The organism is Enterobacter sp. Li2LvB3, from assembly GCF_056156645.1.
The window spans coordinates 29,970-42,719 of record NZ_JBSICG010000002.1; the positions used below are offsets into that span (position 1 = coordinate 29,970).

The following is a 12,750-nucleotide window of genomic DNA, read 5'->3' on the forward strand; positions in this document are numbered from 1 at the left end:
AGCACTGCGTTGGAGTATCAAATAATGCCTTCTGTTTCCGTGCCTGCGCTGCGTAAGGCACCTAAAAAGCCGACTACGCTTTATCAAGTACTGATGCCAGATCAAACGCCGCTGTAAAACGTGCTGGAATTCGTCGCCGGAATCCGTACCATACGCGACATACTTTTGCCTGCTGGCTTTTATCCGCTGGCGCTAACCCCTCTTTCATCGTGAGCCAGACAGGGCATGAAAACGCGCAAATGGTTTATGACGTCTGCGATGCGTGGTTTAAAGAATTGAATAAATGCCCATTCTGGTTCCATAGGTAGTAATAAATGCAACAAAATCAAGATATTAACAAGAAAGAACAATACAACCTGAACAAATTACAAAAGCGTCTGCGCCGTAACGTAGGCGAAGCTATTGCTGACTTCAATATGATTGAAGAAGGCGATCGCATCATGGTCTGCCTCTCCGGGGGGAAAGACAGTTACACCATGCTGGAGATCCTGCGCAATCTTCAGCAGAGCGCGCCGGTGAATTTCTCACTGGTGGCGGTAAACCTCGACCAGAAACAGCCGGGTTTCCCGGAGCATATTCTTCCTGAGTATCTGGAGAAGCTGGGCGTCGAGTATAAAATCGTCGAAGAGAATACCTACAGCATCGTGAAAGAGAAGATCCCTGAGGGCAAAACCACCTGCTCTCTGTGCTCTCGTCTGCGCCGCGGGATCCTCTACCGTACGGCAACCGAACTGGGCGCAACCAAAATTGCGCTGGGCCATCACCGCGATGACATCCTGCAAACGCTGTTCCTGAACATGTTCTACGGTGGCAAAATGAAAGGGATGCCACCAAAACTGATGAGCGATGACGGGAAACACATCGTTATCCGCCCTCTGGCATACTGCCGCGAGAAGGACATCGAGCGTTTCTCACAGGCGAAAGCGTTCCCGATAATCCCTTGTAATCTGTGTGGTTCACAGCCAAACCTGCAACGTCAGGTGATTGGCGACATGCTGCGTGACTGGGACAAACGCTATCCTGGCCGTATCGAAACCATGTTCAGCGCCATGCAGAACGTTGTGCCTTCGCATCTGGCGGACATAGAGCTGTTTGACTTTAAAGGGATTAACCACGAGTCAGAAGTGGTGAATGGCGGCGATCTGGCCTTTGATCGTGAAGAGATCCCAATGCAGCCTGCTGGCTGGCAACCGGAAGAAGATGACGCCCAGCTTGATGAACTGCGTCTGAACGTCGTCGAAGTGAAGTAATCCGTTAGCGTCCCGAACAGGTTTCGGGACGCTATCTTTCTGCCGCTTACTTAAGCAGGCGAACCCGACAGGCTTTGCCTTTAATTTTGCCGTTCTGCAACTGCTTCCAGGCTTTGTGCGCCACTGACTGGCGAACAGCGACATAGACATGTGCCGGATGCACGGCAATCTTCCCGATATCAGCCCCGTCCAGACCAATATCCCCGGTCAGCGCACCCAACACATCACCCGGACGCATTTTGGCTTTTTTACCGCCATCAATGCACAGCGTAGCCATTTCAGCATCCAGCGGCACAATGCTGACATTGCCCGGCGCACTGACCCAGTTCAGCTTCAGCTGCAGCATTTCAGACAGAATGTTTGCGCGCTGCGCCTCTTCCGGCGCGCAGAAGCTGATTGCCAGGCCACTGTTCCCGGCGCGGGCAGTACGTCCGATACGATGTACATGCACTTCAGGGTCCCAGGCCAGCTCAAAGTTAACAACCAGCTCCAGTGATTTGATGTCCAGGCCACGAGCCGCAACATCGGTCGCCACCAGCACGCGCGCACTGCCATTGGCAAAACGCACCAGCGTTTGATCGCGGTCGCGTTGCTCAAGATCGCCATGCAGCGATAACGCACTCTGCCCGGCAGCATTCAGTGCATCGCATACGGACTGACAATCTTTTTTGGTATTACAGAACACCACGCAGGACGCAGGCTTATGCTGGCTCAGCAGCTTTTGCAGTAGCGAAATTTTGCCCTGCTGCGAGGTTTCGAAAAACTGTTGCTCAATAGCGGGCAACGCATCGACGCTATCAATTTCAATGGTTAATGGATTTTTCTGTACCCGGCCGCTGATAGCCGCAATAGCTTCAGGCCAGGTCGCAGAAAACAGCAGCGTCTGACGATCGGCAGGCGCAAAGCGAATAACCTCATCGATGGCGTCGCTAAAGCCCATATCCAGCATACGATCGGCTTCATCCATAACCAGCGTTTGCAGCGCATCAAGGGATACGGTGCCTTTTTGCAGGTGATCCAGTAAACGCCCCGGGGTTGCCACGATAATGTGCGGAGCGTGCTGGAGCGAATCGCGCTGGGCACCGAAAGGTTGTCCACCGCACAGCGTCAGAATTTTAGTGTTCGGCAGAAAACGCGCCAGTCGACGCAGTTCACCGGCGACTTGATCCGCCAGTTCACGGGTCGGGCACAGCACTAAAGACTGGGTCTTAAACAGTGCGACATCAATATGCTGCAACAGCCCAAGACCAAATGCAGCCGTTTTTCCACTGCCCGTTTTTGCCTGTACGCGTACATCACGGCCTTCAAGAATGGCGGGCAGCGCAGCCGCCTGAACAGGGGTCATAGTGAGGTAACCCAACTCGTTAAGGTTATCGAGTTGGGCAGCGGGCAGAACATTCAGGGTAGAAAATGCGGTCACAATATACTCTCGCGGTCATCTTTGCAGTCAGATGGCGCGTATCCTCGCAGATCTCGGGGTTTGATGCGACATTTTAATCGGTTCTTCATCGGGTGGCGGGTCTGGCATCGGCTGCGGACGTGGGATGGGGTCCGGCATCGGTATAGGATCGTTAGGTTCAGGGCCAATCGGAATGGAATTTAATCGTTGAAGTGTGGGTAGGATGCTCATCTTTCCCTCCAGGTTTGGGCGTTCTCCCTTTTTAGGGTAGACGCTGAAGAACAGGAGGCAAAAAAAAGCCGACTATTAAGTCGGCGTCGTACGAATCAATTGTGCTATGCAGTAATTCAAAAAAGGAAGTAAGACAATATGGAGCGCAACGCCCATCGCTTGACGTTGCATTCACCTGCGGGAGTAATATTGCACCTTACGGGGTATGTGTTTATTGACTTCGCTCAAATAAAATAGCGTTTTGAGGCGCTCAACGAAGCGAAAAAACGTAATTTTACAACCATTTACTACGATGCAACCACCACGCAACACCGCCTATCAAAACGACTAACATGATGCAAAACGTAATAAATCCGTACGGGTAGGCGCCGCCGGGGATCCCGCCCAGGTTCACACCAAACAGCCCGGTCAGGAAGGTACTCGGCAAAAAGACCATCGCCATTAACGACATCGTATAGGTTCTTCTTGCCAGGGATTCTTGCATCACCTGTGCGATTTCATCGGCCATCACCGCCGTTCTGGCGATACAGGAGTCAATTTCGTCCAGACCTCGCCCTAGCCTGTCAGCGATATCCTGCATCCTGCGGCGCTGATCATCGTTCATCCAGTTAAGGCGCTCGCTGGCCAGACGCGCGTAGACATCTCGCTGGGGCGTCATGTAGCGGCGCATCACAATCAGCTGCTTTCGCAGCAGCGCGAGAAAACCGCGCGGGGGTATCTGCTGATCGAGCAAATTATCTTCCAGGTCGATAATTTTATCGTGCAGTTCCTCGATAAACTCACTGGCGTGATCGGTCAGGGCATCACAGACATCTACCAGCCATCCACCACAATCCGCCGGACCAGTGCCCTCTTTCAGATCGTTAACCACATCATCCAGCGCCAGCACTTTGCGCTGGCGCGTAGAGACAATCATTCGTTCATCCATATACACGCGCATCGCCACCAGCTGGTCGGGGCGTTCATCGGTACTGCCGTTAATGCAGCGCAGCGTAATCAGCGTACCTTCGCCCATCCTGCTGACTCGTGGACGCAGACTCTCTCCCGACAGAGCATCCCGCACGTTGTTCGGCAACAACGGGGTCGTCGCCAGCCACTGAGCGCTATCCGGGTGGGTGTAGTTCAGGTGCAGCCAGCAAGGATGCTCATTGTCGATGTCATCACCGTTTTCCAGCGGCCTCGCGCCGCCGCGACCATCGAGCAGCCACGCAAAAACCGCGTCAGGAACGTTAACCTCAGACCCTTTAATGCTATCCACAGCACCTCCACCTTTTTGACTCTTTGGTTGTCAGTCTAGCTTTCGCCTAACGTTAAGCAATAACTATGTCCAGCATCGCGCTGAATTAGCTCAGGAATTGCTCATTATCCTTCAGGTTTCAGTAGACAGGTACATGTAAATCGTTAGAGTTAATGAAATGCTGCCGTTTTGATCTAAATGTATCCCGGAGTGAGCTGGTGACAACAAAAAAGACCTGTGCTGCATTCGATGTACGCCTGGCTGAAATGCGTGCAATTGCGATCAAAACCAGCATGACCTGGTTCCTGTGGGTGAACATTTTATTCTCGTTGTTCCTGCTGGGACGGCGCTATTTTTCTACTTTCGATACCTTAACTACGCCCCTGAATCCAGCCGGATTGCTGGAAACCATGATGGTTATTGATCTTACGCTTTCAGCAGGGGTCCTTTTTATCCTGAGAATGGCGCCACTGCAGAACGCGTCCTGGCTTCGAAATCTGGCAAAAGGCGTCGTCGTCGGGATAAGCCTCTGTTGGTCGGTCTGTTTTTACGTTCTGATTGCCAGCGGAGATATGCGTTTAATATTTCCGTTTGCTGCCCTGCTGCTTTTTACTGCGCTTATTTCGCTCTATTTCGACCCGAAAGTGTTATTGAGCTTTATCGCGCCAGTGTGGCTTACCATCCTGGTCACCAGCCTTTTTCATCCCTCCAACCTTACCGTGCTGAACGCGCTGTTGTGGATACTGCTGGCAGGGATGATTGAATCCGGCCGCCGGATCCTCAACAGCTGGTTTATCCTCGCACTACGCCGCGAGCAGGAAAATGCGGATCTCATTCAACAACTGGGGCAGCTTGCCAGCAAAGACCCCTTAACCGGTATCGCAAACCGCCGCACATTTGAAACACGCATGGATCAGGAAATTATCGGCCACCAGCGTGACGGCACCGAATTCGGGCTGATTATGCTCGATGTCGATCATTTCAAGCTTTACAACGACTATTACGGTCACCAGGGCGGTGACCGCTGCCTGATGATGATTGCCCGCGTACTTGAAAGCGCCACGCAGGATAGCCACGGCGTTGTCGGGCGTTTTGGCGGCGAGGAGTTTATAGTGCTATTGCCCGATCCCGGCCAGTTGCAGAGCACAGCGGCGGCGATAGCCAATACGCTGCAATCTCAGGCACAAGCCCATGCCCTTTCCCCGGTCAGCTCACTTGTTACAGTAAGCCAGGGGTTAGCGACATGGAAAGTTGGGCAAACGGCCCAGTCGGTAATTGCAAGGGCTGACAAGGCGCTTTACAGCGCTAAGCAGCAGGGACGAAATCGCTGGGTGTTGGCGCAATAAAAAAAGAGCCTGGGATCCAGGCTCTTTTTTACGGTTAGAGGGAGTGCTTAGCATGCGGTGCAAACATCGGGGAATGGTGAGGTTGCGGCGAGTACAGGGGTTTCTGGAATCCCTCTTCGAGCCTGAAATTTCGTGTCCGGGCCTGTAATTCAATGACCTGATTTTTCAGCACATCTGATGAACCACTCAGCTCCTCCACCATCGCAACGTTACTCTGGGTAACTTGTTCAAGCTCAGAAAGTGCCAGCGTAATTTGCGAGATCCCTTTCTCCTGCTCTGATGTTGATGAAGAGATATCGTCCATCAGTCTGCTCACCTGGCCCGAACCCGCCACAATTTCGTGCATGTTTTTTTCAGCTTGTGCAACCACGGTAACGCCCTGCGTGACGTTAGAGCTTGTCTCGTCGATCAGGGATTTTATGTTTTTCGCCGCTTCTGCACTGCGATGCGCCAGATTTCTGACCTCACCGGCCACCACGGCAAAACCTTTACCGTGTTCACCTGCGCGTGCCGCTTCAACGGCTGCATTCAGAGCCAGGATATTGGTCTGGAACGCAATACCGTCAATCAGCGTGATAATCTCTTTCATTTGTTGCGCGCATTCGGTGATGGATTGCATGTTGTGGGCAACCTGCCCCATCAGCTCTCCGCCCTTACGCGCCTGCAACGTTGCGGCATTAGCCTGCTCACTGGCTAAACGGGTGTTATCGGCGTTGTTTTTCGTGCTTGCGGCCATCTGTTCCATACTGGCTGCAGTTTGCACCAGCGAGGCTGACTGCTGTTCTGTTTTCACAGAAAGTTGTGCGCTGCGCTCTGAAAGCTGCCCGGACAACGTCATAGCCGATTCGGACGATGCCCTAATTTCCCGCACCAGCGTTGCGATGTTGCTCGACAATGTATTAATACCCGGGATCAGACGCCCGGCACAGTTATTGCCAAACTCGGGGATAGAGATGGCAAGATTGCCTGACATCACTTCTTCAATACTTTTTTTCACCGTGTTGATGGGCGTCACAAGATATTTTGTCATGTAGGTCCAAAGTAAAAACAATGCAAGTAAATTAACAATAATTACAGAAACAAAAAGAGTAGTGTTATGAGATAACAACACAATCAAACCATCAATTAACAAAAAAGTGCTCGCCAGAAAATAGATAATAAAAGTTCTGACACTAATATTTTTTAGCATGTTTTTTTCCCACTACTTGATATTTTTGTCGGCATTAAAATATATAGCATTGCCTCAGCACTTTTTCATCACTATCCCCCAACTCCTTTTGTTTTGCATCTTGCGGTCAGTAATTTCACTTAAGTTGATATAAAAACCCATATTATGATAAATGTTATGAACTTCATCCCGAAACACTGGTTTTTATGACACTAAAGCGATAGCATCTTTTTTTGTGAACTAATATGATCGCACTCGTATTTTAAGGAACAGTATTGCTCTACTGCATCAGTGTTTAGCGAAACTTAACTAAATAATAAAAGAATATATTCTGTTCTTTGATATGAGTGAAAAAAGCAATGCCCCTGGTCTTTTTTCGCGATTAATAACTAATATTGTTTGAACGAGTTCGCAGCTAGCTGATGCAGGGCGTCCGCAGGCGACCTCAGTAACCTTTTTGGCTTGGGATTGCATAATGCTCAATGTATCTTGGGACCCAGTGTTAATTGCCATCTCTTTTCTGGTGGCGTTTATCGCCTCATTTGTTGCACTGGACAGCGCGGGTAAAATCCCCCTTTCCAGCCGAAAAGCCGCGTTATTCTGGCGGATTGCCGGAGGCGTAACGCTGGGTATCGGGGTCTGGTCAATGCATTTCATTGGCATGTTGTCGATGGAAATGCCGATGACCATGAGCTATGACCTGTGGCTCACACTCGCCTCAATGGGCGCTGCCGTCCTGGCTTCTACCGTAGCCATTTATATTGCCGTCACCGCTAAAACCCTTTCCCCTTTCCGGTTGATCCTTGCCACGCTCATCCTGAGCGCAGGCGTGGCTTCCATGCACTATATCGGCATGGCTGCATTGATGCTTGAAGACGGAATTATCTGGGATCATCGTATTGTGCTGTTGTCGGTGGTGATTGCCGTTATCGCCTCAGGTGTTGCCCTGTGGTTAGCATTCCACCTGCGGGAAAATCGCAAAGGTATCTTTATTAATCGCGTAATGGCCGCGCTGGTGATGGCTGTCGCTATTTGTGCCATGCACTACACCGGGATGAGTGCCGCCCATATTCATGAAATGGAACAGACCCGGTCAGGCGGGGTCAGCGAGCTGGGGCTGTCGATTTGGGTGTCGGTCACGACCCTGTGCCTGCTTGGTCTGATGCTTATTATCTCCCTGGTGGATTCCCACTGGCGTACAACGCGGCTGACGGACAATCTGCGCCAGCTTAACCGCCAGCTAGAGTTGCAGGCGCGTTTTGATACCCTCACCGGGCTTGCTAACCGGCATCAGATGGATATTCGGTTACAGGATTGTTTGCGCAGTTCATTACTGAACAAGAAGCAATTTGCGCTGATTTTCTTCGATGTCGACCACTTCAGGCGGGTGAATGACACCTGGGGACATCAGGTTGGTGATGAACTGCTGATTAACGTTGCCCAGCGTATTACGGCCAGGCTGACCCGCGAAATGACGCTGGCGAGGCTGGGTGGCGATTCGTTTATGTTGCTGGTCCCGGAATGCGATGACGATAAATTAAACACCCTGCTATCGACGCTGGTTGAAGATATGCGCCGTCGCCAGCCGATCTGCGGACACGCGCTGAGTACCACACTCAGCGTAGGTGTCAGTCTCTATCCTCAACACGGTGAAACATTGCATGAGCTCAAGCTCAAGGCTGATGCCGCCATGCAGTACGTCAAGCAAGAAGGACGCAATGACTGGGCCGTCTACCGCCGTGAGATGTCCACCACCGCGCCAGCAGAGCCGGGTTTCTTGCAGGAGCTGACCCAGGCCCTCGAACGCGATCAGTTTGAACTTTGGTATCAGCCGACCTATATCGCCGAAGAGAATACCATCCACGGTTTTGAGGCGCTTATTCGCTGGCGCCACCCGGAACAAGGTGTTTTACTGCCGAATGTGTTTTTACCTTCTCTTGAGCAAACCGGCTTAATTATCCCGGTGGGAAACTGGGCAATTGAAGCAGCGTGCCGTCAGCTCAATTTCTGGACAGAACAAGGCTTCAGTCAGTGGACGTTATCCTTTAACTTGTCGCCAATCCAGTTTGAGCAACAGGATATATTCCATGTTATTTCGTCCATGCTGGAAAAATACAATCTGGCACCGTCCAGATTGATTCTTGAGGTGACCGAAAGCACCGCGCTCAAAAATCTCGATCGCAGTATTGAGTTACTCACCGCCTTTAACCATGCCGGAATAACGGTTTCTATCGATGACTTTGGCACAGGCTATTCAAACCTGCTGATGCTCAGCGTGCTTCCTGCGAAAGAACTTAAAATCGATAAAAGTTTTGTGAGCTCAATGCTGGAAAATGAGAAAAGCCGGAAACTGGTGGAAACCATCATAAATATCGCGCGCACGATGGAGATGAATGTCGTGGCGGAAGGAATTGAAACAGAAGAACAACAGGCAGCGCTTACCGATTTAGGCTGTGATTTCCTTCAGGGTTTTCTTTTCTCTCGCCCGTTACCTGCGGAACAAGTCCCCTGGTTGTTGTTACAAAAAAAATCCGCCAAACAGATTATACCAATCGGTAAAATTCATACGGAATCCCCATTTGTTTCACAAAAAAATCATGCCTGATGTGGTGAAGTAGAGTATGTTTCAAAGGAGCCCACGCGAGTCAATTCCGTCGTGATCGTCAGGCACACAGTGTCGATGGATAGGAATTCCCTATGTCGCTAAATTGCTTCGATGCACTGAATTACATAAAAACGCCAGTGTGGCTGATTTCCCCCGTCTCAGAACAAATTATATTTGCAAACGCCGCAGCTACCGATGTCATGCGGACTAAAACAGTCAATGAAATGCGTACGGGGGTCTACTCCGCTAATGCGCAATCCGCACTTTCAATGTATGTTCCGGATCTCAAAACCGACCAGGAAATAATCGAAATCTGGACGGTCTGGCGTAATGAGCAAGAATCAACATTAATCTGCCGCCTGTCACTCATCCAGTGTGAGCCTTACGGTGATGTCATCATTTTTGAGGGGCTCGCCCAGCAAACCACAGCGGGCCTTAAAGCCAGTCGCTCGGCAACCTATCAACGAAAAAAACAGGGTTTTTACGCACGATTTTTCCTGACGAACAGCGCGCCAATGCTGCTTATCGATCCGGCGCGGGATGGTCAAATTGTGGATGCGAACCTGGCCGCATTGAATTTTTACGGTTATCAGCACGATGAATTGTGCAGCAAACATACCTGGGAAATTAATACCCTCGGTCGTGACATCATGCCGGTAATGACAGAGATAGCGAGCCTGCCTGGTGGGCATAAACCGCTTAACTTTGTCCACCGACTCGCCGATGGCTCAACCCGGCATGTGCAGACATATGCCGGGCCAATTGAAATTTACGGCGATAAGCTGATGCTGTGCATCATTCACGATATTACGGAGCAAAAGCGGTTAGAACAGGAACTGGAACATGCGGCACTGCGAGATTCCATGACAGGTCTGCTTAATCGTCGTCAGTTTTACATTATCACCGAACAAACAAACCCTTCTCACCTGCCCGCTCAGGAGCAGTTCAGCCTGTTGCTGGTGGATACCGACCATTTTAAAAATATCAACGATGTTTTTGGCCACCTCAAAGGTGATGAAGTCCTGATCTCGCTCTCCCGTACGCTGGAGGCCTGTAGCCGTAAAGACGACTTTGTTTTTCGCTGGGGGGGTGAGGAGTTTGTGATTTTGCTACCCAGAACCTCGCTTGATGCCGCCATGCAGGTCGCCGAAACGATCCGCGCCGCCGTTGCGCACATTACCATCCCGGGGCTTCCGCGCTTCACGGTCAGTATCGGCGTCGCGCGCCATAATCCGGGAGAGAGTATCGACGACCTGTTTAAACGTGTCGATGATGCGCTGTACCGCGCCAAGAACAATGGGCGCAATAAGGTGCTGGCTGCGTGAAACTGGAGTATTTATTCAAGCCTCGCTACAATGCCCGCCTCGAAGAAACAGACTTCAGGTGGGTAGTATCCAGCAATGGGAAAGACAGAATTAATACTCATCTTAATTATTTTAAGCCTTATTATTTTTGGCTATTGGTTTATCTTCAGCGGTGAGATTTGGCAGCTTGTAGAATATCTTGAAAACAGTGTGTACCCGTCCATTGAAGCCCCGTAACGCATGTTTAATGCTTTGTTTCACCTACCGAATTTGTCAGCTACACGCAAACATAACTGACGCGTAATATACGCGCTGTTAGCCACCGTGATGGCGGATAACGAATCAATAAATCATTTGCTTATTTCGCCCGTTCTCTGACGGGCTTTTTTTATTTTTTTGATGAGCGGAACAGTAATTTAGGTTATGTCCCGCCCGACATTAATTAATGTTTCTCGATATACATCGTACGGCTGTAAGCAACATCTTCCGGGTTATTAACAGGATAGCCCTTGACCCACGGTTTAATCAGACGGCCATTGGTGTACTGGTAAATCGGCGCAATAGGGGCTTTTTCGGCGAGGATCTTCTCGGCTTTATTGTAATCCGCATTACGCGCTTTCTCGGTTGTCTCAAGCGTCGCCTGATTGATTATCTTATCGTACGCCGGATCGTTAAACCGGGAGATATTGCCGCTGTGTTTAGAGGTCAGTAGCGACAGGAAAGTGGACGGCTCATTGTAGTCCCCAACCCAGGACGCACGGATCACGTCGAAATTCCCGGTATTACGGCTATCAATGTAGGTCTTCCACTCCTGGTTTTGCAGTTTGACGTCAACACCCAGATTTTTCTTCCACATCGACGCCACGGCGATCGCTATCTTCTGATGGTTCTCTGAGGTGTTGTACAGCAGATTCAGGGTCAGAGGGCGCTGAGGTCCATAACCTGCCGCCTGCAACAACATCTTCGCCTGCGCATTCAGCTCCTGCTGCGACATCTGTTCAAACACGGACGCTTCCGGGGTAAACCCGGCGGTCACGTCAGGTGTAAAGTGCCAGGCCGGTTTCTCACCCGTGCCTAACACTTTTTCTGCCATGATTCGGCGATCGATGGTCATACTCAGCGCCAGACGCACGCGTGCATCTGCGGTTGGCCCTTTTTGGGTATTAAAGGCGTAATAGTAGGTCCCGAGCTGAGGTGGGGTGTAAACCTGTCCCGGAATATCTTTCAGCAGTTTCTGGTACATGTTTTTCGGGAAAGATTCAGTGATATCGATATCACCTGCCAGGTAGCGCTTGGTCGCGGAAGACTCCTGATTAATGGGCACAAAGGTGACTTTTTTCAGTACCGTTTTGGCGTTATCCCAGTAGTGCGTATTAGGTTCGACAACCAGCTTTTCATTCACCACGCGGTCTTTCAGGACGTAGGCACCGTTACCCACCAGGGCACCCGGGCGAGTCCACTCTTTCCCGCTTTCAACATTTGCTTTTTGCACCGGATAAAACGCAAAGCTCGCCGTCAGGCTGGCAAACCACGGCAGCGGTTTATCCAACTGTACGCGCAGGGTTTTATCATCGACGGCCGTTACGCCAAGCGTATCGGGTGCCGCTTTACCATCAATAATGGCCTGGGCATTGTTAATGCCCGCCAGGGCCGCAAACCAGGCGAAAGGCGATGTGGTTTTCGGATCAACCAGACGCTGCCAGCTATAAACAAAATCCTGTGCGGTAACGGGGGAGCCATCCGACCATTTTGCATTATCACGCAAGCTGAACGTCCAGACGCGGTTGTCGTTACTCTGCCAGCGCGTCGCGACACCCGGCGCTAACTCCCCTTTTTCATTTTGATTGACCAGCCCCTCAAAGAGATCGCGAATTACCTGGATTTCGGGCAAACCCACGGCTTTTGCGGGATCAAGCGAGGCAGGTTCATCTTTTATATGACGTACAAGTTCCTGCTTTTGTGCCAGAACGGTTCCCTTTGGGATGTCAGCAGCATAAGAAAGTGAAGAAAGTCCGCACAGCCAAAGTGCAGAACAAAGCAGCGAAACAGGATGCTTCATGAGATCCCCTTAAGATGTCAGGTAACACAGATGCGTAATTATTTGTTTCGAAACGGAGAAATGCAAATACCTTAAATCGGAAAGTTGATATCTGGCAATTTTCCACAGCGACGGAAACTATTTGATTAACCGCGAGTTTTGCACAACACTG

Annotated in this window: 10 protein-coding genes and 1 pseudogene; 6 read left to right on the forward strand and 5 right to left on the reverse strand. The window is 50.7% G+C overall.

All coding sequences use genetic code 11. The features are described from left to right. Positions 1-65 precede the first annotated feature (65 nt). Together ACS603_RS01650 and ttcA are read left to right on the forward strand one after the other, a co-directional pair. Positions 66-308 (forward strand): annotated as a pseudogene (locus ACS603_RS01650) (tyrosine-type recombinase/integrase); the annotation flags it as partial. Between the two features lie 6 nt (positions 309-314). Further along, positions 315-1,250, forward strand: coding sequence for a tRNA 2-thiocytidine(32) synthetase TtcA (gene ttcA / locus ACS603_RS01655; protein WP_182061274.1), 936 nt, complete (start codon positions 315-317; stop codon positions 1,248-1,250). Between the two features lie 46 nt (positions 1,251-1,296). Here the strand turns inward: ttcA and dbpA are convergent, their stop codons facing one another. The 3 genes from dbpA to zntB all read right to left on the reverse strand — a co-directional run bounded on the left by dbpA (position 1,297) and on the right by zntB (position 4,138). Continuing rightward, positions 1,297-2,670 carry an ATP-dependent RNA helicase DbpA gene (gene dbpA, locus ACS603_RS01660; protein ID WP_446493256.1) on the reverse strand — a complete coding sequence of 458 codons (1,374 nt, stop codon included), beginning with the start codon at positions 2,668-2,670 and terminating at the stop codon, positions 1,297-1,299. 27 nt (positions 2,671-2,697) lie between these two features. Next, positions 2,698-2,880, reverse strand: coding sequence for a proline-rich small protein YnaL (gene ynaL, locus ACS603_RS01665; RefSeq protein ID WP_435581009.1), 183 nt, complete (start codon positions 2,878-2,880; stop codon positions 2,698-2,700). Between the two features lie 274 nt (positions 2,881-3,154). Then, a complete protein-coding gene (gene zntB, locus ACS603_RS01670) occupies positions 3,155-4,138 on the reverse strand; it encodes a zinc transporter ZntB (protein WP_182061276.1) in 984 nt (327 codons plus the stop codon). Between the two features lie 197 nt (positions 4,139-4,335). On the opposite strand from zntB, the gene ACS603_RS01675 reads away from it, so the two are divergent. Beyond that, a complete protein-coding gene (locus ACS603_RS01675) occupies positions 4,336-5,463 on the forward strand; it encodes a GGDEF domain-containing protein (protein WP_474943643.1) in 1,128 nt (375 codons plus the stop codon). A 34-nt stretch (positions 5,464-5,497) separates the two neighbouring features. On the opposite strand, the gene ACS603_RS01680 is transcribed toward ACS603_RS01675, so the two are convergent. Continuing rightward, a complete protein-coding gene (locus ACS603_RS01680; RefSeq protein ID WP_474943644.1) occupies positions 5,498-6,493 on the reverse strand; it encodes a methyl-accepting chemotaxis protein in 996 nt (331 codons plus the stop codon). 613 nt (positions 6,494-7,106) lie between these two features. Between ACS603_RS01680 and ACS603_RS01685 the strand changes: the two genes are divergently transcribed. The 3 genes from ACS603_RS01685 (at position 7,107) to ACS603_RS01695 (ending at position 10,777) form a co-directional block, all read left to right on the forward strand. Beyond that, complete coding sequence (locus ACS603_RS01685) at positions 7,107-9,236, forward strand: putative bifunctional diguanylate cyclase/phosphodiesterase (protein ID WP_182061279.1); 2,130 nt, start codon at positions 7,107-7,109, stop codon at positions 9,234-9,236. A 92-nt stretch (positions 9,237-9,328) separates the two neighbouring features. Then, positions 9,329-10,561, forward strand: coding sequence for a GGDEF domain-containing protein (locus ACS603_RS01690; RefSeq protein ID WP_182061280.1), 1,233 nt, complete (start codon positions 9,329-9,331; stop codon positions 10,559-10,561). A gap of 75 nt (positions 10,562-10,636) precedes the next feature. Then, a complete protein-coding gene (locus ACS603_RS01695; RefSeq protein WP_166715499.1) occupies positions 10,637-10,777 on the forward strand; it encodes an Ecr family regulatory small membrane protein in 141 nt (46 codons plus the stop codon). 205 nt (positions 10,778-10,982) lie between these two features. Here the strand turns inward: ACS603_RS01695 and ACS603_RS01700 are convergent, their stop codons facing one another. After that, positions 10,983-12,599, reverse strand: a complete 1,617-nt coding sequence (locus tag ACS603_RS01700; RefSeq protein ID WP_474943645.1) for a peptide ABC transporter substrate-binding protein — start codon at positions 12,597-12,599, stop codon at positions 10,983-10,985. Positions 12,600-12,750: the final 151 nt, after the last annotated feature.